22 protein-coding genes and 1 tRNA gene are annotated in these 21,713 nt (G+C 40.0%); 20 read left to right on the top strand and 3 right to left on the bottom strand.

Annotated features, from left to right (window positions below; all coding sequences use genetic code 11):
* Positions 1-120 precede the first annotated feature (120 nt).
* The 3 genes from M3087_RS08445 (at position 121) to M3087_RS08435 (ending at position 2,343) form a co-directional block, all read left to right on the top strand.
* Positions 121-567: a helix-turn-helix domain-containing protein gene (locus M3087_RS08445; protein ID WP_106484908.1), complete on the top strand. Its 447-nt coding sequence runs from the start codon at positions 121-123 to the stop codon at positions 565-567.
* A gap of 97 nt (positions 568-664) precedes the next feature.
* A complete protein-coding gene (locus M3087_RS08440; protein WP_249094971.1) occupies positions 665-1,444 on the top strand; it encodes a dihydroorotate dehydrogenase electron transfer subunit in 780 nt (259 codons plus the stop codon).
* Positions 1,432-2,343 (top strand): dihydroorotate dehydrogenase, encoded by a 912-nt coding sequence (locus tag M3087_RS08435; protein ID WP_106484907.1) that lies wholly within the window; start codon positions 1,432-1,434, stop codon positions 2,341-2,343. The genes M3087_RS08440 and M3087_RS08435 overlap by 13 nt, the downstream gene beginning before the upstream one ends.
* Positions 2,344-2,479: 136 nt before the next feature.
* Here the strand turns inward: M3087_RS08435 and trmD are convergent, their stop codons facing one another.
* Complete coding sequence (gene trmD / locus M3087_RS08430) at positions 2,480-3,154, bottom strand: tRNA (guanosine(37)-N1)-methyltransferase TrmD (protein ID WP_022383557.1); 675 nt, start codon at positions 3,152-3,154, stop codon at positions 2,480-2,482.
* A 163-nt stretch (positions 3,155-3,317) separates the two neighbouring features.
* On the opposite strand from trmD, the gene ligA reads away from it, so the two are divergent.
* The 15 genes from ligA to M3087_RS08355 all read left to right on the top strand — a co-directional run bounded on the left by ligA (position 3,318) and on the right by M3087_RS08355 (position 19,072).
* Entirely contained in the window at positions 3,318-5,318 is a 2,001-nt protein-coding gene (gene ligA / locus M3087_RS08425; protein WP_022383556.1) for an NAD-dependent DNA ligase LigA, read from the top strand.
* A gap of 58 nt (positions 5,319-5,376) precedes the next feature.
* Positions 5,377-6,270, top strand: a complete 894-nt coding sequence (gene dapA, locus M3087_RS08420; RefSeq protein WP_022383555.1) for a 4-hydroxy-tetrahydrodipicolinate synthase — start codon at positions 5,377-5,379, stop codon at positions 6,268-6,270.
* A gap of 230 nt (positions 6,271-6,500) precedes the next feature.
* Positions 6,501-7,460: a signal recognition particle-docking protein FtsY gene (gene ftsY / locus M3087_RS08415; protein WP_106484903.1), complete on the top strand. Its 960-nt coding sequence runs from the start codon at positions 6,501-6,503 to the stop codon at positions 7,458-7,460.
* Positions 7,457-8,758, top strand: a complete 1,302-nt coding sequence (rimO, locus tag M3087_RS08410) for a 30S ribosomal protein S12 methylthiotransferase RimO (RefSeq protein WP_022383553.1) — start codon at positions 7,457-7,459, stop codon at positions 8,756-8,758. Before ftsY ends, rimO begins: the two co-directional genes overlap by 4 nt.
* A 323-nt stretch (positions 8,759-9,081) precedes the next feature.
* Complete coding sequence (locus M3087_RS08405) at positions 9,082-10,077, top strand: AAA family ATPase (protein ID WP_022383552.1); 996 nt, start codon at positions 9,082-9,084, stop codon at positions 10,075-10,077.
* A gap of 17 nt (positions 10,078-10,094) precedes the next feature.
* Positions 10,095-10,964: a DUF58 domain-containing protein gene (locus tag M3087_RS08400; protein WP_022383551.1), complete on the top strand. Its 870-nt coding sequence runs from the start codon at positions 10,095-10,097 to the stop codon at positions 10,962-10,964.
* Between the two features lies 1 nt (position 10,965).
* The gene (locus tag M3087_RS08395; RefSeq protein ID WP_410796955.1) at positions 10,966-12,072 is read left to right on the top strand and encodes a BatD family protein; all 1,107 of its coding nucleotides are present in this window, start codon (positions 10,966-10,968) and stop codon (positions 12,070-12,072) included.
* 11 nt (positions 12,073-12,083) lie between these two features.
* Entirely contained in the window at positions 12,084-13,082 is a 999-nt protein-coding gene (locus tag M3087_RS08390; RefSeq protein ID WP_022383549.1) for a vWA domain-containing protein, read from the top strand.
* A 24-nt stretch (positions 13,083-13,106) separates the two neighbouring features.
* Positions 13,107-14,126, top strand: a complete 1,020-nt coding sequence (locus M3087_RS08385; RefSeq protein ID WP_249094956.1) for a VWA domain-containing protein — start codon at positions 13,107-13,109, stop codon at positions 14,124-14,126.
* A 22-nt stretch (positions 14,127-14,148) separates the two neighbouring features.
* Positions 14,149-14,865, top strand: coding sequence for a tetratricopeptide repeat protein (locus tag M3087_RS08380; protein WP_410796953.1), 717 nt, complete (start codon positions 14,149-14,151; stop codon positions 14,863-14,865).
* A 23-nt stretch (positions 14,866-14,888) separates the two neighbouring features.
* Positions 14,889-16,724, top strand: coding sequence for a BatD family protein (locus M3087_RS08375; protein WP_022383546.1), 1,836 nt, complete (start codon positions 14,889-14,891; stop codon positions 16,722-16,724).
* A gap of 17 nt (positions 16,725-16,741) precedes the next feature.
* On the top strand, positions 16,742-17,578 hold the full coding sequence (locus M3087_RS08370; RefSeq protein WP_022383545.1) for a tetratricopeptide repeat protein: 837 nt from the start codon (positions 16,742-16,744) through the stop codon (positions 17,576-17,578).
* 14 nt (positions 17,579-17,592) lie between these two features.
* A complete protein-coding gene (locus tag M3087_RS08365) occupies positions 17,593-18,180 on the top strand; it encodes a hypothetical protein (RefSeq protein ID WP_022383544.1) in 588 nt (195 codons plus the stop codon).
* A 115-nt stretch (positions 18,181-18,295) separates the two neighbouring features.
* Positions 18,296-18,568 carry a hypothetical protein gene (locus tag M3087_RS08360; protein WP_022383543.1) on the top strand — a complete coding sequence of 91 codons (273 nt, stop codon included), beginning with the start codon at positions 18,296-18,298 and terminating at the stop codon, positions 18,566-18,568.
* A gap of 429 nt (positions 18,569-18,997) precedes the next feature.
* A tRNA-Pro gene (locus M3087_RS08355) sits at positions 18,998-19,072 on the top strand.
* A gap of 197 nt (positions 19,073-19,269) precedes the next feature.
* On the opposite strand, the gene M3087_RS08350 is transcribed toward M3087_RS08355, so the two are convergent.
* Both M3087_RS08350 and M3087_RS08345 read right to left on the bottom strand, forming a co-directional pair.
* Positions 19,270-19,485 carry a winged helix-turn-helix domain-containing protein gene (locus tag M3087_RS08350; protein ID WP_022385282.1) on the bottom strand — a complete coding sequence of 72 codons (216 nt, stop codon included), beginning with the start codon at positions 19,483-19,485 and terminating at the stop codon, positions 19,270-19,272.
* A 136-nt stretch (positions 19,486-19,621) separates the two neighbouring features.
* Entirely contained in the window at positions 19,622-20,101 is a 480-nt protein-coding gene (locus M3087_RS08345; protein WP_249094965.1) for a C-GCAxxG-C-C family protein, read from the bottom strand.
* Positions 20,102-20,268: 167 nt separating this feature from the next.
* On the opposite strand from M3087_RS08345, the gene M3087_RS08340 reads away from it, so the two are divergent.
* Together M3087_RS08340 and M3087_RS08335 are read left to right on the top strand one after the other, a co-directional pair.
* Positions 20,269-20,655 carry a hypothetical protein gene (locus M3087_RS08340; protein WP_022385284.1) on the top strand — a complete coding sequence of 129 codons (387 nt, stop codon included), beginning with the start codon at positions 20,269-20,271 and terminating at the stop codon, positions 20,653-20,655.
* 89 nt (positions 20,656-20,744) lie between these two features.
* Complete coding sequence (locus tag M3087_RS08335; RefSeq protein ID WP_022385285.1) at positions 20,745-21,650, top strand: PLP-dependent cysteine synthase family protein; 906 nt, start codon at positions 20,745-20,747, stop codon at positions 21,648-21,650.
* Positions 21,651-21,713 lie beyond the last annotated feature (63 nt).

Below are 21,713 nucleotides of genomic sequence, written 5' to 3'. Positions count from 1 at the left end.
TAAGTACGTAATACAAATGCAATCATTAGTCTATACAAATATATTTTATTTTTGTTATAGACAAATTTGGATATTTAATCTCACCTATTTACATTTGTAACATCTTAGAGAATTTGCAAAATGAAAGAGCGGATAGAAGAAATTATGAGAGAAGCTAAAGTTACTTCTTCTCAGTTTGCCAAGATTATTGGAGTGAAGCAAGCTTCTTTATCACACATTCTGACAGGAAGAAATAATCCTAGTCTAGATGTTATTATGAAGATTAATCAAGCTTATCCTGGAATCCATTTGGAATGGCTACTCTATGGAAAAGGCGAAAAAGGAACTGTACATGAAAGTAACTTGATAAACAGTCCAGAAAATGGAGAGGGGCAAATCATTGCGCCTGTTATGAATGAACTTTTCCCTGCAGATGATATAAATGAAATAGAAAATACGCCCGGAAAGCCTGAAAATATCCCTTCGATGGAAAGTGTTCGCTATATAGAACGACCTCCTCGAAAGATTGTAGAAGTTCGTATTTTTTATGATGATGGTACCTATGAAACTTTGACTCCTTCTAAATAGAGATTTATTACCCTTCATTCGTTATAAATGCATATTTACGGTATGAAGCAAAATACGTATCTTTGCCCACAGAGTATATAATACAGTTTTTTCTATGATGAAGAAATACATTCAAGATTTATCGGTTACGGAAAATATCCGCCTACATGCTAACTATGTTTTATTGAAACTGACTCCTACAGGTTCTTTACCGGAGATGTGCCCCGGACAGTTTGCAGAAATTCGCGTAGACAATTCTCCCGCTACTTTTCTGCGACGCCCCATATCCGTGAATTTTATTGACAAAAAGCAGAATGAGATTTGGTTTCTGATTCAACTCGTGGGCGAAGGAACCAAGCATCTCGCACAAGCGAAAAAAGGAGATCTGATAAATGTAGTCTATCCTCTTGGAAAGGGATTCACAATCCCAGAAAATATACATTTGAAGACTCTGTTAATCGGTGGGGGAGTTGGAACTGCTCCCATGCTTTATTTGGGAGAGCAACTCAAATCAAGAGGTTTTGAGCCAACATTCCTTTTGGGAGCACGTTCCAGCAAAGATTTATTGCAATTGGAAGAATTCGAAAAATACGGTAAGGTATATACAACAACCGAAGATGGAAGCCAGGGTGAAAAGGGCTACGTGACCCAACATTCGATACTCCAAAATGAACGTTTTGATATGATTTATACCTGTGGTCCCAAACCGATGATGGTTTCTGTTGCCAAGTTTGCCAAAGCAAATGGAATAGAATGCGAAGTATCCCTCGAAAACCATATGGCTTGTGGAGTAGGCGCTTGTCTATGCTGTGTTGAGAATCTCAAGGATGAAGGCAATGTCTGCGTATGTAAGGAAGGTCCTGTGTTTAATATAAAACGATTGTTATGGCAAATTTAAATGTAAAAATAAATCATCTTAATATGAACAACCCGGTAATGACGGCATCGGGTACTTTTGGTTATGGTATTGAGTTCGCAGACTTTCTTAGTTTGGAACAATTGGGAGGAATCATTGTTAAAGGAACTACCCTTAATCATCGAGAAGGGAATCCCTATCCCCGCATGGCAGAAACCCCTTCTGGAATGTTGAATGCCGTAGGTCTTCAAAACAAAGGTGTAGATTATTTTGTAAATCATATTTATCCCAAGATAAAAGATATACAAACTAATATGATTGTGAATGTATCGGGGTCCGATATAGAGAGTTATATGAAGACAGCCGAAATTATCAATGAATTATCCGGTATTCCTGCCATTGAATTAAATATATCTTGCCCTAATGTAAAGCAAGGAGGCATGGCCTTCGGAGTGACTGCTAAAGGAGCTAACGAAGTAGTAAAAGCTGTACGAAAAGTCTATAATAAGACTCTAATTGTAAAATTATCCCCCAATGTGACTGATATTACAGAGATTGCACGCGCTGTAGAAGACGGTGGAGCTGATAGTGTTTCGCTCATAAATACTGTCTTGGGCATGGCTATTGATGCAGAACGGCGTCGCCCTATACTATCAACTATTACCGGTGGTTTGAGTGGTGCAGCGGTTAAACCAATAGCACTCCGAATGGTCTGGCAAGTTAGTAAGGCAGTTAAGATTCCAATAATTGGATTAGGAGGCATCATGAATGCGCGTGACGCTATTGAATTTCTGTTAGCCGGTGCTACCGCCGTACAAATAGGAACAGCTAATTTTATAGACCCAACGGTTTCTTTGAAAGTGATTGATGGTATTAATGACTATTTGGATCGCCATCATTTTGAATCAGTCACTGACATTATTGGAGCTTTGGAATGTTAATCATCTAAATTTTATGAAGAGTCCTCTAGCTGTTGTTGGGGGACTTTTTTATACCTTATTGTATTTTATGATCAAATATATTCTTGAATATGCTCTCATGCAATTTATCTGTACTATATAATAGAGTGAATAGATATTATTTAAGCAAATCGGGTCGTAGAAGACGAGTTCTTTCAATAGACTGTTGCAATTCCCAATCACGGATATTACGTTCATGACCCGATAACAATACATCAGGAACACGCCAGCCCTTGTATTCTGCCGGGCGGGTATAAACAGGCGGAGCCAGCAGGTTGTCTTGGAAAGAATCTGATAAAGCAGATTGCTCGTCGGAGATTACTCCCGGAATGATACGTACAATAGCATCAGCCATCACGGCAGCAGCCAGTTCTCCTCCTGTCAAAACATAATCTCCAATACTGATTTCTTTGGTTATAAGATGTTCACGGATGCGATAATCAATACCTTTAAAATGTCCGCATAATATAATCAGGTTCTCAGTTAGCGATAATGCGTTTGCCATTTTTTGGTCAAATTGCTCACCATCAGGTGTTGTGAAAATCACTTCATCATAGTTTCGCTCACTTTTTAACGCTGAGATACAACGATCAATAGGTTCAATTTGCATAACCATACCGGCACATCCCCCATACGGGTAATCATCAACCCTACGGTGTTTGTCAAGTGTATAATCTCGCAAGTTGTGAAGATGGAACTCGGCCAATCCTTTTTTTTGGGCTCTCGCCATAATCGAACAATTAAAGAAGCCCTCTATCATTTCCGGTAAAACGGTGATTATATCTATTCTCATTATCGCAATTAAAATCTTTTTCGTGCAAAAATACGAAAAAGATATCGGTCAATGGGAATTTTCTTCATTGGAAATTCATCTATCTTTCTTATCAGCTCATAGTCTGTTGGCTTTTTTGTTGTAACTTTGCTCACCTAACATTAAAATTCAATTTGCTAATTTTATGACAGAACAAGAACGCATATTGCAACTACGAAACGAATTGCACGAACATAATTACAACTATTATATTTTGAATGCTCCCGTAATAACCGACCAAGAGTTTGATTCCTTAATGCGTGAGCTTCAGGATCTGGAGGCAAAACATCCGGAAATAGCTGACCCAAATTCGCCAACCATGCGTGTTGGGAGTGATTTGAATAAAGATTTCCAGCAAGTTTATCACAAGTACCCTATGCTATCCTTGGCAAATACTTATTCGGAAGCGGAAGTCACAGACTTCTATGAACGTGTGCGTAAAGGGTTGGAAGGAGAAGATTTTGAGATTTGTTGCGAAATGAAATATGATGGAACTTCGATATCATTGCTTTATGAAAATGGCAGACTTGTGCAAGCTGTAACTCGTGGAGACGGTGAAAAGGGAGACGATGTAACGGACAATGTCAAGACGATACACTCTATTCCTTTAATACTTAAAGGTGAAGGTTATCCGCAATCGTTTGAGATGCGTGGTGAGATTTTAATGCCTTGGGAGGTTTTTGACAGCTTAAATCGAGAACGAGAGTTGAGGGAAGAACCATTATTTGCCAATCCTCGTAATGCAGCTTCTGGGACGCTAAAATCGCAAAACTCTGCTGTAGTCGCATCGCGTAAGCTAGATGCCTACCTATATTATATGTTGGGCGAGAATTTGCCAAGTGATGGACATTTTGAGAATTTACAGATGGCAGAACGTTGGGGATTCAAAATCTCCCATGTCGCACGTAAATGTCATACGCTGGAAGAAATCTTTTCATTTATCAAATATTGGGATACAGAACGAAAGAATCTCCCCGTAGCGACAGATGGTATTGTTTTGAAAGTAAATTCATTGCACCAACAACGTAATTTGGGATACACCGCAAAATCCCCTCGTTGGGCCATTGCCTATAAATTCCAGGCGGAACGTGCGATAACCCGTTTGGATTCCGTCAGTTTTCAGGTAGGCCGTACGGGAGCCATTACGCCAGTTGCCAACTTGGAGCCTGTACAGTTATCAGGCACCGTGGTGAGAAGGGCATCCCTGCATAATGCAGATATTATTGCAAATCTGGATTTGCACATCGGTGATATGGTTTATGTGGAAAAAGGAGGAGAGATAATCCCTAAAATTACGGGTGTAGATATAGCCTCCAGGCAATCAGATAGTACAAAAGTGCAGTTTATTACTACATGTCCGGAATGTGGGACTCCTTTGATTCGTTATGAAGGAGAAGCTGCCTATTATTGCCCGAATGATATTGCTTGTCCTCCTCAAATTAAAGGCCGTATTGAACATTTTATCAGCCGTCGGGCAATGAATATAGACAGTTTAGGTCCAGAAACAGTCGACCAATTCTATCAACATGGATTAATTAGGGACATAGCCGACCTTTATGATCTGCAAGCTGATGCTATTTGCCGTATGGAACGTATGGGAAAAAAATCTGCTGACAACATTATCAAGGGTATAGAGGATTCACGTAATGTTCCTTTTGAACGAGTGCTTTTTGCATTAGGCATACGCTTTGTTGGAGAAACGGTTGCAAAAAAACTGGCACGTGTATTCAAAAACATCGAGGAATTGTCTCATGCCACATTGGATACACTTATTCATGTTGATGAAATTGGAGAAAAGATTGCTAGAAGTGTAATTCTTTATTTCTCCAATGAAAATAACCGCTTACTTATCGAACGATTAAAAAGAGCCGGAGTGCAGATGAGCTTGTCCGAACAAACACTGCAAGGACAGACCGAGAAACTAAAAGGCATGTCCATTGTCATTAGCGGTGTATTTATTCATCATTCGCGTGATGAATATAAAGCGCTGATTGAACAACATGGAGGCAAAAACGTAGGTAGTATTTCTTCGAAGACTTCTTTTATACTGGCCGGAGATAATATGGGGCCTAGCAAATTGGAAAAAGCAAAGAAGCTGGGTATAAAAATTGTCAATGAAGATGATTTTTTGAAGCTCATAGAGTAAGTATTTTAGCGTTTTTAGTATTTTTGCGGTCAATTAAATACGGATTTATAATATATCTATGATACATCGGCAATTTAGAGGGATGGGGGTTGCATTGATAACTCCATTCAAAGAGGATGGGAGTGTGGATTATGCCGCCTTAATTCGTTTGGTAGATTACCTCCTGCAAAATGGAGCTGATTTCCTTTGTGTTTTAGGAACGACGGCTGAGACCCCCACTTTAACGACAGAAGAGAAAAATGAAATCAAGCGTCTTGTCATAGAACGTGTTAATGGGCGTGTGCCTATATTGCTCGGTTGTGGAGGAAATAATACGCAAGCTATTATTGATTCCTTGAAGCAGGATGACTTTACGGGTGTTGATGCAATATTGTCTGTTGTTCCTTATTATAATAAGCCGTCTCAAGAAGGTATTTATCAGCACTATAAAGCAATAGCTACTGCAACAGATTTGCCCATCGTTCTTTACAACGTTCCAGGTCGTACAGGAGTAAATATGACTGCAGAAACGACCTTACGCATAGCCCGTGATTTTCCGAATGTGATTGCTATTAAAGAAGCTTCAGGGAACATTACGCAAATGGATGATATCATCAAGAATAAGCCTGATAACTTTGATGTTATATCCGGAGATGATGGTATAACTTTTCCTTTGATAACTTTAGGTGCAGTAGGGGTTATTTCCGTTATCGGAAATGCGTTTCCTCGTGAGTTCAGTAGAATGACGCGTCTGGCATTACAAGGGGATTATGCCAATGCTTTGACTATTCATCATAGATTTACAGAACTGTTTAATTTGTTATTTGTGGATGGGAATCCGGCAGGTGTAAAAGCCATGTTGAACGCTATGGGATTTATTGAAAATCGGTTACGTCTGCCATTGGTACCTACACGTATTACGACCTATGAGAAGATGCGACAGATTTTACAGACATTGAATATTAAATATTGAAAGGGAAAAGGGATCTTAGAACATAAATTACAGTTCTCCATCTGATAAAATATTGGCACTTGCTTGCAGGCAGAGTGTAAGGCACTCCGGCCTACAGGCAAGTGTTGTTTTATGGAGAACTATCCGATGTACAATGTCCAATCGCCCACTTTTTATTATGGTTTTTGCTTCATTGTATCATTTGCTGAAAATGTTTATCTTTGTGGCAAGTATCACTTAAAAACATTTGTATGGGATTATTCAGTTTTTTCTCTAAAGAAAAGAAAGAAACCTTAGATAAAGGTCTGGAGAAGACAAAGGAAAGCGTATTCTCGAAAATCGCGCGCGCTGTGGCTGGCAAATCAAAGGTCGACGATGAAGTGTTAGACAATCTGGAAGAGGTGTTGGTAACTTCTGACGTTGGTGTTGAAACAACCTTAAAGATTATCAAGCGTATTGAGGAGCGTGTAGCACGTGACAAATATGTAACCACGGAAGAGCTCAATAAGATATTGAAAGAAGAAATCGCAGCGTTATTGACCGAGAATAATGCTGTTGATGCTGTGAATTTTGATATTCCAATCGATAAAAAGCCGTATGTTATTATGGTAGTAGGTGTCAATGGCGTCGGTAAGACAACCACTATTGGCAAATTGGCTTATCAGTTCAAGAAAGCTGGGAAATCTGTGTATCTAGGTGCAGCGGATACTTTCCGTGCCGCTGCTGTAGAGCAATTGGTTATTTGGGGAGATCGCGTCGGTGTACCTGTTATCAAGCAGAAAATGGGGGCCGATCCGGCTTCTGTCGCATTTGATACCTTAAGTTCTGCTGTAGCAAATAATGCAGATGTTGTAATTATTGATACAGCCGGACGATTGCACAATAAAGTTGGCTTGATGAACGAGTTGACGAAGATTAAGAATGTAATGAAAAAAGTCATTCCTGATGCTCCGGCTGAAGTCTTATTGGTGCTGGATGGTTCTACTGGTCAAAATGCCTTTGAACAAGCAAAACAGTTCACGTTAGCAACAGAAGTAACTGCTATGGCCATTACTAAATTGGACGGTACAGCCAAAGGAGGTGTCGTTATAGGTATATCAGACCAATTCAAGATACCTGTGAAATATATAGGTTTAGGAGAAGGAATGGAAGACTTACAGTTATTTAATCGAATGGAGTTTGTTGATTCGCTATTTGGAAGTAATAAATGAGAAGAAATACGATAGATATCATCACCCTCGGGTGTTCAAAGAATCTTGTAGATTCAGAAAAGTTATTGCGGCAGTTGCGTGCCAACGGTTATAAGGTTACTCATGATTCGGAGCATCCGACTGGTGAAATCGCCGTAATAAATACTTGCGGTTTTATAGGGGATGCTAAAGAAGAATCCATCAATACGATTTTGGAGTTTTGTGAAGCGAAGGAAGAGGGCCGATTGCGTCATCTCTATGTGATGGGATGTCTTTCGGAACGGTATTTGAAGGAGCTACAAGTAGAAATACCTCAAGTCGACAAGTTTTATGGTAAATTTAATTGGACAGAATTACTGCAAGATCTAGGTAAGGCGTATCATCCAGAACTTCAGCAGGAACGTACCTTAACTACACCCGGTCATTATGCTTACCTGAAAATATCAGAAGGCTGTGATAGGCAATGCGCTTATTGTGCCATCCCAATTATTACTGGTCATCATGTATCACGCCCAATAGAAGATATCATAGAAGAAGTTAAATGGTTGGTATCACAGGGCGTTAAAGAATTTCAAGTGATTGCTCAGGAACTGACATACTATGGTGTAGACTTATACAAAGAACAAAAAATAGCAGAGCTGGTTGAACGCATGGCCGAAGTTGATGGGGTCGAATGGATACGTTTACATTATGCCTATCCTTCTCATTTCCCCGACGACCTATTTCGTGTGATGCGTGAGCACAAAAATGTTTGTAAGTACATGGACATTGCCTTACAACATATTAGTACGCCTGTTTTAGCTCGTATGCGCCGACATGTTAATAAGGAAGAGACTTATCAACTCATTGAACGGTTTCGCCGGGAAGTCCCAGGGATTCATTTACGTACGACTTTAATGGTTGGATTTCCTGGAGAAACTGAAGATGATTTTGAGGAATTGAAAAGATTTGTCCGTGATGTTCGGTTTGACCGAATGGGAGCATTTGCCTATTCAGAGGAAGAGGGGACGTATGCAGGAGAACATTATGAGGATGATGTGCCTGAGAATGTCAAGCGTCAACGTTTGGATGAACTCATGGCTATACAAGAGGATATATCAGCTGAATTAGGAGCTGCAAAAATCGGTCAAATATTTAAAGTTATTATAGATCGTATCGAGGGAGATTATTTTGTCGGACGAACAGAATATGATTCCCCTGAGGTGGATCCGGAAGTTCTCATAGCTCTTGAGAACAAAGAGCTCCGAATAGGTGACTTTTACCAGGTTAAAATAACCTCAGCTGATGATTTTGATCTCTATGGAACAGTCGTAGAGTGACCTCTTTAAAAAATGAACAAAGATAACTAGCTAATTAATCAAAAAGAATGCAATAATTGGGGTACAATCCGGTCTCGGATTGCACCCTCTTATGCGAGGTCCGGGTTGGTAAAAGCATTAGATAGGGTTTTAAGACTTTCTTACGTTTATATGGTTGGATTGCAAATACTTTTAAAATCTAGTATTTGAGAAACTTTTTTAGTAAAAATTAGTTGTCCCTGTTAATTATAAGCTATACTTTTGGACAACCCTAACAAGAGCAACAGGCTCTTGACAGGAATTGAAAACTTAAGACTAATAGAACACTAAAACAAAAAAGAATTATGGCTGAAGCAATTGATATTCGTGAATTAAATGAGCGAATCGAAAAACAAAGTGCCTTTGTTACAAATTTGGTGACAGGAATGGATCAGGTGATTGTTGGGCAAAAGCACTTGGTAGAATCACTGTTAATTGGCTTGTTATCTGACGGACATATTTTGTTGGAAGGCGTTCCTGGATTAGCAAAAACTTTGGCTATTAAAACATTGGCATCTTTGATTGATGCAAAATATAGCCGTATACAGTTTACTCCGGACTTGTTGCCTGCCGATGTGGTAGGTACCATGATATACAGTCAAAAAGAAGAGCGTTTCCTTGTTAATAAGGGACCGGTATTTGCGAACTTTGTCTTAGCTGATGAAATCAACCGTGCACCGGCAAAAGTCCAAAGTGCTCTGTTGGAGGCGATGCAGGAACGTCAGGTTACTTTAGGTAAAGAGACTTTTCAATTGCCAGAACCCTTCCTGGTACTTGCCACACAAAACCCCATAGAACAAGAAGGTACTTATCCTCTTCCGGAAGCACAAGTCGACCGTTTCATGCTGAAGGTTGTGATCGATTATCCTAAATTGGAAGAGGAAAAGAAGATTATCCGCCAAAACATTTCAGGGGAAAAGATTACGGTACGCCCTATCTTACGCAGCGAAGACATTTTGGAAGCACGCAACATTGTACGTCAAGTTTATATGGATGAAAAGATCGAGCAATATATTGCCGATATCGTTTTTGCAACCCGTTATCCGGATAAATACGATTTGAAGGAATTGAAGGATATGATTGCGTTTGGAGGCTCGCCGCGTGCATCTATCAACTTGGCATTGTCAGCACGTGCTTATGCATTTATCAAACGCAGAGGTTATGTGATTCCGGAAGATGTACGTGCGGTTGCCCATGATGTATTGAGGCATCGTATAGGCTTAACTTATGAAGCTGAAGCGGGAAACGTTACATCTGAAGAAATCATCAGCAAGATATTGAACCGAGTTGAGGTACCCTAATCAGATACTTAAAAATAATGGAGACAAACGAACTTTTAAAGCGGGTTCGCCAGATTGAGATAAAGACTCGCGGGCTATCTAGCAATATTTTTGCCGGACAATATCACACTGCGTTCAAAGGTAGAGGTATGGCTTTTTCGGAAGTTCGTGAGTATCAGTATGGCGATGATGTGCGAGACATTGATTGGAATGTGACAGCCCGTTTCCACAAGCCCTACATCAAGGTATTTGAAGAAGAGCGAGAGTTGACTGTGATGTTGTTAGTGGATGTCTCAGGAAGCTTGGATTTCGGAACAATCAAACAGATGAAACGTGATATGGTAACTGAGATTGCTGCAACATTGGCATTCTCAGCTATTCAAAATAACGATAAAATCGGTGTCATTTTTTTCTCAGATCGAATAGAGAAATTCATTCCACCTAAAAAAGGGCGTAAACATATTCTCTATATCATCCGTGAGCTTATCGACTTTCAGCCGAAAAGTAGACGCACTAACTTGAAAGAGGGGGTCGAGTATCTGACGAATGTCATAAAGAAGCGCTGCACAGCTTTTATATTAAGTGACTTCATCACAAATGATGATTTTCGCAATGCCTTGGTCGTTGCAAATCGTAAACATGATGTCGTTGCCATACAAGTCTACGATCGACGAATTGAAGACTTACCCGATGTGGGCTTGATGAAAGTACGGGATGCAGAGACGGGACACATGCAGTATATTGACACTTCTTCTAAAGCTTTAAGAAAAGCACACCATGATTGGTGGATATCAAAGCAAACAACTTTGCACGAGATATTTACAAAAAGTAAGGTAGACTCTGTATCCATACGTACGGATCAGGATTACGTGAAATCATTATTAAACTTGTTTGCAAAACGTAGCTGACATGAATAGACTAGTTCTACATAAGAGATTGAAAGAAGCCTTTTGGGGAATTTTGGTTATGCTTTTGCCCTTATCGGTTAAAGCACAAAATGTAACCGTAGAGGCTTCAATTGATTCGATGCAAATACTTATTGGTGAACAGACAAAAGTTAGACTCGAAGTGAGTCTTGATGCTCATCAGAAAATGGTTTTACCGGTCATACGGGATACTTTAGTACATGGGATAGAGGTGCTTGATATTGCTAAACCGGATACGCAATACCTTAATAATAAACAGCGTTTACTCGTAACGCAGGAATATCTGGTAACCTCTTTCGATTCAGCATTCTACTACATACCTCCGTTTGTAGTAGCTGTTGACGGAAAACCTTATCAATCAAAGAGTTTGGTATTAAAAGTACTTACGCTGCCTGTACCTATTGATGAAGCTCATCCGGAACAGTTCTTCGGACCGAAAGGGATTATGGAAGCTCCTTTTGTATGGAGTGATTGGGCTTTAGTTATTTGGCTGTCCCTCTTTGTCATACCTCTTGTTATCTTGGTAGTTTATCTGGTTATACGCTATAAGGATAATAAGCCTATCCTACGTACCATCAAGGTTGAACCTAAATTGCCACCACATCAACAGGCTTTGAACGAAATTGAACGAATTAAGGCTGATAAGAGTTGGCGGCAAAGCGGAGAATCAAAAGCTTATTATACAGAACTGACTGATACTATCCGTACTTATATTAAGGAAAGATTTGGATTCAATGCCTTGGAGATGACTTCTTCGGAAATAATTGATCGTCTGCTTCAAGAAAAGGATCAGAAGCTTATCGACGAACTGAAAGGCCTATTTGAAACAGCTGATCTCGTCAAGTTTGCCAAACATCATCCCTTGATGAATGAGAATGATATGAACCTGATCAATGCCATTGATTTTATTAATCAGACTAAGATTGAGCAAGATCCGAATGCCAAGCCTATCCCTACAGAGATTACGGTAGAAGAGAAACGCTCTCGATATGCCAAGATTGCATTGTTGTCTTCCATTATCATATTGGTTGTTGCCATTGTAGGTATGCTGGTAGTGGTGATTCGTGATATTTATAATTTATGCTTTTAATTTAGAAGGACATGACTTTTGCGAATATAGAATATCTGTTTCTGCTTCTCTTACTTATACCTTATATATTATGGTACATTCTGTCTAAAGGGAAGACGTCGCCGACACTTCAAGTGTCAGACACCCACATGTATGCTTCTGCGCCGAAAAGTTATAAAGTTTATCTTCTACATGCACCGTTCCTGTTGCGTTTACTTTCATTTACGATGTTAGTAATCATATTGGCACGTCCACAAACTACTGATAACTGGCAAAATACTGAAGTGGAAGGTATTGATATTATGTTGGCAGTCGATGTTTCAACCAGTATGTTGGCCGAGGACTTAAAACCTAATCGGTTGGAAGCTGCGAAAGAAGTTGCGTCGCAATTCATCAATGGACGTCCTAATGATAATATTGGCTTGACGATATTTGCAGGCGAAAGCTTTACACAGTGCCCACTTACTATAGATCATGCTGTTTTATTAAATTTGTTTCAAAACATAAAGTGCGATATTGCTCAACGAGGACTTATATCTGATGGAACTGCAATAGGAATGGGAATAGCTAATGCCGTATCTCGTTTGAAAGACAGTAAAGCAAAGTCTAAGGTTATCATCCTTCTGACTGATGGAACCAACAATGCCGGAGATATTTCACCTCTGACGGCAGCAGAAATAGCCAAGAGCTTCGGGATTCGTATCTATACGATTGGCGTAGGAACAAATGGAACAGCTCCCTATCCTGTACCGACTTATGCAGGCGTGCAGTATATGCAGGTTCCTGTTGAGATTGATGAACAGACTCTAACGCAGATAGCAGGAACAACCAATGGAAATTATTTCCGTGCTGGTAGTAATGCTAAATTAGAGGAAGTATATCAAGAGATTGATAAGTTGGAAAAGACAAAATTGAATGTCAAGGAGTTTAGTAAACGGGAAGATGACTATCAGCTGTTTGCGTGGATATTGGTTGTATCTATTTTGCTGGAGGTCATTCTTCGCAATTCTATCTTAAAACGAATACCTTAAAATCGATTAAAAGGAGAACTGATTATGTTTCGATTTGCAGATCCTAACGTCCTGTATTTATTGATAATATTGCCATTTGTGGCTATATTCTATTTCTATTCAAACTATCGCCGTACTAAACGATTGCGTAAATATGGTGATCCGGAGCTTTTGAGTATGTTAATGCCCGAAGCTTCTGCGCATCGACCGGTCTTTAAGTTCTGGGTACTGTGGATTGCTTTAGGACTTTCCATAGTCATGTTGGCTAGGCCCCAATTCGGCACGAGACTGGAAAAGGTGAAGCGAAGTGGCATTGAAACGATTATTGCCCTTGATATTTCAAACTCCATGCTGGCTGAAGATGTTGTCCCGAGTCGCTTGGAAAAAGCAAAAAGCCTGATATCACGTCTGGTAAGTAATTTTAATGATGATAAGGTAGGATTAATTGTTTTCGCTGGAGATGCTTTCACCCAACTGCCTATCACAAGTGATTATATCTCGGCCAAGATGTTTTTGGAATCAATAACGCCTTCGTTAATCAGCAGCCAAGGCACCAACATCGGCGAAGCGATACGACTAGCCATAAAGAGCTTTACTCCCCAAGAGAAAGTTGGAAGAGCCATTATTGTCATAACGGATGGTGAGAACCATGAAGGTGGGGCTGTAGAAGCTGCGAAAGAAGCTGCATCCAAAGGGATGAAAGTCTTTGTGCTGGGTATAGGCTCTCCTGATGGTTCACCGATACCTTTGGAAGGAAGTAATGACTATCGGAAAGACAACCAAGGAAATGTTATCGTAACTCGGCTAAATGAACAAATGTGCCGGGAAGTAGCGCAGGCAGGCAATGGGGTTTATATTCGAGTAGATAATTCCAGTTCTGCACAGTCATTATTGCAAAAGGAAATAGATAAGCTGACAAAGAGCGATTTGGAAAGTACAGTCTATTCGAACTATAATGAACAGTTCCCGGCTTTAGCATGGATTATTATAGTACTTCTCATCATTGAAGTGGTGGTACTTGATAAGAAGAATCCTCTATTTAAGAATATCAAACTATTTCGTTGACAGAGATATGGATATTAAGGATATGAAACATATAAAATACATTGGAATCTTCCTGCTGGTCATCTGCTCGTCGACTAGTGTGATGGCACAGAAAAGCGAACGCGACCACATCCGTCGTGGCAACAAACTGTACAATGACAGCTTATTTGTCAAGGCAGAAGTGGAATACCGAAAGGCATTGGATGCAAATCCAAAATCTACAGAAGCTTTATATAACTTGGGGAATGCTTTGCTCATGCAGCAGAAAGCGCAAGAGGCTATGAAGCAATATGAGACAGCATCCAAGATTGAGACCAATAAAACCAAATTGGCAAAAATCTATCATAATGCCGGTGTCATTTTGCAGTCTGGTAAACAGTATCCTCAATGTATCGAAGCCTATAAACAATCGTTACGTAATAACCCGACGGATAATGAGACTCGCTACAATCTGGCCTTGGCTCAAAAGATGTTGAAAGATCAACAGCAGAACCAAAAGCAGGACCAACAACAGGATAAAAATGGTCAGGACCAAAAGGAAGATAAGCAGAAACAGCAAGAACAGAAACAAGACAAACAGAATCAGGACCAGAAGCAGCAGGAAAACAAGAATCAACAGCAGCAAGAAAACAAAGATCAAATGTCAAAAGAGAATGCTGAACAACTGTTGAATGCAGTCATGCAGGATGAAAAGAATGTGCAGGAAAAGGTAAAGAAGAACCTTCAAATGCGAGGTAAGAAATATGATAAAGATTGGTAATTATATAATTAAGTAATAGCGAAATGAAAAAAATAGTCTTCCTTGTAATGCTATGGATGGTGAGCATCGGTACGACGTGGGCTGATAATGTAGAGTTCACGACCCATGCGCCGGATGTAGTGGTGAATGGTGAACAGTTCCGACTCACGTTTACTGTAAATACGATGAACGTGAAGGAATTCAGAGCACCTTCTATCACTAACTTCGATGTACTGATGGGACCTAGCCGCTCACAACAAACTAGCGCACAAATCATTAATGGTAATATGTCTTCTTCAAGCTCTATTACCTACACTTATGTATTGGCTGCTACAAAGGAAGGGACTTTTAACATCCCTGGTGCATCAATCAAAGTAGACGGGAAGGAGTATAAATCCAATTCTGTCACAGTTAAAGTATTACCTCCGGATCAAAGTAATGGAATTGGAGGGAATGGAAGAGGGAACTCCAATTCTCAACGGGGGACGTCAGTTTCTCAAAATATATCCAACAACGACCTGTTTATGACGGCTACGGTTAGCAAATCAAAGGTACATGAACAGGAAGCCGTTTTATTGACTTATAAGATTTATACGACTCTTAATCTGACAGAGCTTCAAGGAGGGAAAATGCCGGACTTGAAGGGTTTTCATACCCAAGAGGTTCCATTGCCACGAAACAAAACATTCTCGCTTGAGCACTATCGGGGGCGTAATTACAAAACCATTGTATGGAGTCAATATGTTCTCTTTCCGCAACAGACAGGAAAGTTAGAGGTTCCATCTATAACTTACACAGGTGTTATCGAACAACCTAATCGAAACATCGATCCCTTTGATGCCTTCTTTAATGGTAGTTCAGCGTATGTTTCTGTTCGCAAACCAGTTGTCACTCCGAAAGTCAGCATTGAAGTGCTTCCTTTGCCTGACAATAAACCGGCATCATTTGGTGGAGCGGTCGGCAATTTTTCACTCACATCATCCATCAATTCCAAGAATGTAAAGACTGGAGATGCTGTGACAGTAAAGATAGTCCTGTCTGGTACAGGAAATATGAAACTCATCGATACTCCGGAAGTCAAATTCCCTTCAGACTTTGAGATTTATGATCCGAAGATAGATAACAAATTTTCATTGACCCAATCAGGCTTGAGTGGAAATAAGGTGTTTGAGTACCTTGCTATACCTCGTCATCCGGGAAAATATACTATACCGGCTGTTGAATTCTCTTATTTTGATTTGAAAACCAACAGTTACAAGACCTTGACGACAGAAGCCTATGAACTCAATGTTGAGAAGGGTAAGGGAGATGCCAGTCAGGTACTTGCGGATTTTACAAATAAAGAAGACATCAAGCGCTTGGGAAAAGACATTCTTTATATTAAGCTGGGTGACACGACATTCAAACAGCGAGGTGACTTTTTCTTTGGCTCTATGGCTTATTACCTTTGGTACATTATTCCATTGGCATTGTTTATTGCTCTCATTATTATGGGGCGGAAACAAGCATTGGAAAATGCAAACACAGCAAAGATCCGTACGAAGAAGGCCAATAAGATGGCTGTGAAACGGATGAAACTGGCTGGTTCTCTAATGAACCAAGGCAAGAAAAACGAGTTTTATGATGAGGTACTGAAAGCGCTATGGGGCTACATTAGCGATAAGCTTAATATCCCAGTATCAGAGTTGTCGAAAGATAATATCGATTCAGAACTAAAACGGGCAGCGGTATCAGATGAACTGATTAAGGAATTTATGGATACACTGAACGACTGTGAATTTGCTCGTTACGCTCCGGGAGATGAGAGTGAAGCGATGGATAAAGTATATTCCTCTGCAGTAACTATCATTAGTAAAATAGAAGACAGTTTCAAACATTAAATCGATAGAACCTATATATGAGAAATATTATTTATATGGCTATTCTTCTTTGTCTGCCTGTGATTTCTTTACAGGCACAAGAACAGTCATCTGAAAAGGCACAGACAGACTCGACTCAAATAGAGGCATCTGCTCCAGCTGAGAAATCTGCATTTGATCAGAATGTGACAAAAGCACTGGCTGACAGCGCTTATGCAAAACAAGACTATATTTCGGCAATCGGGCTTTATGAGCAGCTTTTAGCACAACAAGGCGAATCGGCAGATATCTATTATAACTTGGGCAACAGCTATTATAAACATAAGGACATAGCACATGCTGTGCTAAACTATGAACGTGCCCACTTGCTCAATCCGGGAGACAGCGACATACGTTTTAACTTGGAGATGGCGCGGAATAATACGATAGACAAAGTTGATACTGTTAATACATTCTTTTTGACGAGCTGGTTTACTTCCCTGCGCAACTGCTTGGGAACAGACGGCTGGGCTAGAGTGGGTGTTATTACGTTCATTCTGGCACTTATATGCTTGGGCATATATATATTTGGGAAGAATTTAGTATGGCGGAAGGTTGGATTTATAGGAACTGCGGTCTGCATAGTAATAATAATTGCTGCAAATGTGTGTGCGTTCCAACAAAAGGATCTGTTGGTCAACAGACAGTCCGCTATCATTATGAGTCCTAGCGTGACGGCAAAAAGCACCCCGGATACAGGTGGTACCGATTTGTTTATCCTCCATGAAGGACATAAAGTGCTCATCAAGGACTCGACAATGAAGGAGTGGTGTGAAATTCAGCTGGAAGATGGCAGCATAGGATGGATACCACGTGAAGTTATGGAAATCATTTGAATCTTTATAACGCAGTGATTATTTTAGGACATATAAGTGGATGGATAGGAAAGGAGCTGATTGAACTCCTTTCCTGCATCTACTTGTATATCCCTTTATTGCTGTCATGGTTCATAATACTACTCCGAAACAATTCATTAAAAAGGGGAATTTCTATCTTAAGCACGATAGGATTGCTGTTGTTACTTGTCTATTATACATCAGACCTTGCAAAAGAATATATCATTGGAGTTGAAAGTTCTGAATATTCAAAGGCTGTAGGCATGAGTGCTGCAATATTGGTATTTTCGTTGTGCCTTTTTCGCAGTCGTTCTTTGTTGCTTATTACCTTATTAGAAGGCATACTGCTCTATTTCATGCTCCCTTTGTTGAAGGTTATAATTATTTTTGATATTCTTTATGGTGGCATATTGGCCGTAATTGTTTATTTTCTGTTTATCCTGCTCGATTATAAATTATCCTCACAAAAGGCTACGTGGATTACGGAGCGTTACACCCGTAGTGGATATGCAATATCTGATATATTTTTCTTGGGTAATATACTGATTTTAACAGGATTTGTTCAACTGATAGGCGTATTGTGGAAACTTTCCGGTTTCTGATTTTTCATCCGGTAGACATAATATTGTCACATTTCTTTGCATGTCAATAAATCTTTTGCTATTTTTATTCCGTAATTCATTCACTCAAGTATTTATTCTTTAAACTTGTAATATCATGGAAAGGACAATTACATTTAATGAACTTCGTAGAATCAAAGATTCATTACCCGATGGAAGCATGCATAGAATTGCCGATGAACTGAATTTGTCTGTCGATACAGTCCGCAATTTCTTTGGAGGACAAAACTTCAAAGATGGTAAGAGTGTAGGACTTCATATTGAACCAGGACCTAATGGAGGCATTGTCCAATTGGATGACACGACTGTATTAGATAAGGCATTAAAAATTCTGGATGAATTGAATATCAACTATCAAGAAGAAAAATGAGAAGAACAATTGGCAATTGAATTGTTCTAGCTTGATTTAACCGTATTTGGGGATAATACCCAAATACGGTTTTGTTTTTAGAGAGAGCAATAGGAGATGCGCTTATACTGGGAAAAAATCTATTTCCGCCTTTATATTAAACATAATACTCATTATAATTTGAAATGAAGATATTCAGCAAATCCCATAAAACATGTGATGAAAGCCAGATACGTTTTCCTGCAACCATGAAAGTGTTTTCCTGCAACCATAAAGTTTCTTTGGGGAAAGTATTGAGTCACTTTACAGACGGTATCTCGTCCAGTATTGCAAGAATCATTTTAAGACATTTACAGAACGTTCTTAAGAAAAAGCATACCAAAGTTTGTATATTACAAAAAAACACCTACCTTTGCAGACGCTTTTTGACAATAAAGTGTTTCGACAGTTCGGGGTGTAGCGCAGTCCGGTTAGCGCACCTGCTTTGGGAGCAGGGGGTCGTGGGTTCGAATCCCGCTACCCCGACAAAAGGAATTTGAGGAGTTATCATGGTAGATAGCTCCTTTTTTATTGCTTCTATCCTATTATGAAACATCCTGATACATCAAACGGGAAGAAAGCTGTCGTCTCCTTCCCGTTTAAAACATCTGGATAGAAAGTTTGAAAGGAAGTGCACATGCACACTCCTTTTAATAACCATGCAGAGAATAAGCTCTACAGAATCAATCGTTATCAGTCAGTTGAACAAAGAGTTCTCCGTCTTTCTCTGTCACTACCACTTTATCCTCTCTTAGTAACCAGCCTAAGCCAAGAAAAAAATCTTTATCCAACAATTTTGAAGTTGCAGCTTTCTTGATTTGCTTTTGTGTAAGACCTTCTGTCCCATTAAGGGCATTCCAAATGATACCAGCCACGTTTCCAGCTTTTTCTTTCAACATAATTATACCTTTTAGTTATACATAAAGAAGCTCCTTAGGCTTCTCATTAATTGCCTTTTCTCTAAAATCGCCTCAAAATTAGATATTTCAATACTAATAACCTAATATTAGAATAACAAAAACAACCTATACCCTATTATCTATCCTGTTTTTTCATGTTTTCGTAACATTCTGCCCATAAACGAGCTGCCAATTCTACCATCCGCACACAAGGACGCTTGGCATAATATTCCGGAGTGCGTTCTTCTGGAGTTGATACGATAGGAGTATCCTTACGCAAGCGAAGCATCTCAGCACAGCAGATGGAACCGGTGCGTGACTTAAACTCCGCAGCCAATTGTTGGACCAAGGCATAGTTTGCTCCTTTACCTTCCCGGTCATGAGGGTCCGTAGCTCCAGTCTCCAGTCCGGCAAGCATAAACATTCCACATGCTGCTCCACACGTCAGTCGCATACGCCCTATTCCTCCACCAAAGGAGGCAGACATACGCATGGCTTGTTCCTGGGTAAAACCATAGATATCTGCAAATGCACCAACTACCGATTGCGAACAATTGAATCCTGACAGAAATAAGCTTTTTGCACGTTCTATGCGTGCTTCCTTATCAAATACCATAGTGTAAACAAAAATAAAGCAGATGACCTCAAGACAAAGGAAATAATCCTGCATCAGTCATTGCAACCAAATGATTTTACAGTTGCAAAATTACTCATTTTTGTGGATGTACATATCAAAAAACACTGTATCTTAGCCATTCCTTATACATATCATAGAAAATAATTATGAAAATATTACCATTCTTCATGCTAGGCTGCCTGACATTTATGTTTGCAGCATGCAAGGAAAGCCCGCAAGAGCGTTGCGCACGTTCTGTAGATGAGGTCAACCGAGGCTGTCCCAAAACCATTGATGCATATACGCAGTTGGACAGTGTAGCCTATTGGGTACATGAAAATGCAATCCACTATTACTATTCTTTACACGGGGCCCCTGACAGTGTGTTGAGAAGTGGTGTGGATGATAGTCCGGAAGGTTGTCGCCGAATGGCGGAACAAATAGCCAATACTCCTGATATGCGCTATTTTGTAGAGCACAATGTTTCCTTCCGTTACCATTATGTATCTAAAGAAACGGGAAAGCAATTGGGAACTATCGTGGTGGACAATTGACTGTAAACATTCAAAAGAGAGAAAAAGAATCATGCATTTATGAGACTATAAATGTATGCTAAATACAAATTTTACAACGAACTGACGAGATGTATTACAACAACATTCTGGAAACTATCGGACAAACTCCGATGGTACGCATCAATAGGCTTTCACCCAATCCAAATGTCTCGATATTTGCTAAGTTGGAAGGATTTAATCCTACAGGGAGTATCAAGGACCGGATTGCTCTGAAAATGATTGAAGATGCAGAACGCAATGGACTGCTCACTCCAGGGAAAACAATTATTGAACCGACTTCGGGCAACACCGGTATCGGCTTGGCTATCATAGGTGTCATAAAAGGATATCCCGTAGAAATAGTCATGAGTAGTGCTGTTTCTGTCGAACGGAGACAGATTATTCGTGCTTATGGTGCCACAGTCCGCCTTACACCGGCTGAAGAAGGCACCGATGGAGCCATCCGCATGGCACGACGATTGGTACAGGAACAACCGGATAAATATTTTATGCCTGACCAATTCTCCAATGCATGCAACTATCAGGCACATTATGAAAGCACTGCCTTAGAGATCTGGCAACAGATGAACGGACAAATCGATTATCTGGTATGCGCATTGGGAACTTCAGGTACCATCATGGGACTCTCCCGCTTCCTGAAAATGATGAAACCAGATATCCAGACTGTGTGCGCCCATCCGGTAAAGGGACACTATATCCAAGGGCTGAAGAACATGGAAGAAGCAATTGTTCCTGCCATTTATGACCCTTCAAAGATTGATATTCAGGAAATGATTGAAAGTGAAGAAGCGATAGCCACAGCACGCCGCATTATTATCAGTGAAGGAATATTTGCAGGAATGAGTAGCGGCGCAGCCATGCTGGCTGCCATGCGTACTGCTGAGAGGATTGACCGCGGCAATATCGTTGTCGTATTTCCCGATCGTGCAGAGAAGTATTTGAGCACCCGTATGTTTCAGGATTTTAAAGTCTAGAACCTTGCCCCCCCTACTCTAACACATCTTTTGACGGAAAAAGAGATACACAATAAAAGCAGG

Source organism: Mediterranea sp. ET5, from assembly GCF_023337025.1.
In the GTDB taxonomy this organism is placed as follows: domain Bacteria; phylum Bacteroidota; class Bacteroidia; order Bacteroidales; family Bacteroidaceae; genus Phocaeicola_A.
This window is presented reverse-complemented; position numbering and strand designations above follow the sequence as displayed.

Bases quoted from the DNA above. Each gene is read 5' to 3' on its own strand.
- ftsY (WP_106484903.1), top strand. From the start codon at position 6,501: ATGGGATTATTCAGTTTTTTCTCTAAAGAAAAGAAAGAAACCTTAGAT.
- M3087_RS08335 (WP_022385285.1), top strand. From the start codon at position 20,745: ATGTATTACAACAACATTCTGGAAACTATCGGACAAACTCCGATGGTA.
- rimO (WP_022383553.1), top strand. From the start codon at position 7,457: ATGAGAAGAAATACGATAGATATCATCACCCTCGGGTGTTCAAAGAAT.
- M3087_RS08345 (WP_249094965.1), bottom strand. From the start codon at position 20,101: ATGGTATTTGATAAGGAAGCACGCATAGAACGTGCAAAAAGCTTATTT.
- M3087_RS08435 (WP_106484907.1), top strand. From the start codon at position 1,432: ATGGCAAATTTAAATGTAAAAATAAATCATCTTAATATGAACAACCCG.
- M3087_RS08440 (WP_249094971.1), top strand. From the start codon at position 665: ATGAAGAAATACATTCAAGATTTATCGGTTACGGAAAATATCCGCCTA.
- M3087_RS08445 (WP_106484908.1), top strand. From the start codon at position 121: ATGAAAGAGCGGATAGAAGAAATTATGAGAGAAGCTAAAGTTACTTCT.
- M3087_RS08385 (WP_249094956.1), top strand. From the start codon at position 13,107: ATGTTTCGATTTGCAGATCCTAACGTCCTGTATTTATTGATAATATTG.
- M3087_RS08360 (WP_022383543.1), top strand. From the start codon at position 18,296: ATGGAAAGGACAATTACATTTAATGAACTTCGTAGAATCAAAGATTCA.
- M3087_RS08390 (WP_022383549.1), top strand. From the start codon at position 12,084: ATGACTTTTGCGAATATAGAATATCTGTTTCTGCTTCTCTTACTTATA.
- M3087_RS08380 (WP_410796953.1), top strand. From the start codon at position 14,149: ATGAAACATATAAAATACATTGGAATCTTCCTGCTGGTCATCTGCTCG.
- M3087_RS08340 (WP_022385284.1), top strand. From the start codon at position 20,269: ATGAAAATATTACCATTCTTCATGCTAGGCTGCCTGACATTTATGTTT.
- M3087_RS08400 (WP_022383551.1), top strand. From the start codon at position 10,095: ATGGAGACAAACGAACTTTTAAAGCGGGTTCGCCAGATTGAGATAAAG.
- M3087_RS08350 (WP_022385282.1), bottom strand. From the start codon at position 19,485: ATGTTGAAAGAAAAAGCTGGAAACGTGGCTGGTATCATTTGGAATGCC.
- M3087_RS08375 (WP_022383546.1), top strand. From the start codon at position 14,889: ATGAAAAAAATAGTCTTCCTTGTAATGCTATGGATGGTGAGCATCGGT.
- trmD (WP_022383557.1), bottom strand. From the start codon at position 3,154: ATGAGAATAGATATAATCACCGTTTTACCGGAAATGATAGAGGGCTTC.
- M3087_RS08405 (WP_022383552.1), top strand. From the start codon at position 9,082: ATGGCTGAAGCAATTGATATTCGTGAATTAAATGAGCGAATCGAAAAA.
- ligA (WP_022383556.1), top strand. From the start codon at position 3,318: ATGACAGAACAAGAACGCATATTGCAACTACGAAACGAATTGCACGAA.
- dapA (WP_022383555.1), top strand. From the start codon at position 5,377: ATGATACATCGGCAATTTAGAGGGATGGGGGTTGCATTGATAACTCCA.
- M3087_RS08370 (WP_022383545.1), top strand. From the start codon at position 16,742: ATGAGAAATATTATTTATATGGCTATTCTTCTTTGTCTGCCTGTGATT.
- M3087_RS08395 (WP_410796955.1), top strand. From the start codon at position 10,966: ATGAATAGACTAGTTCTACATAAGAGATTGAAAGAAGCCTTTTGGGGA.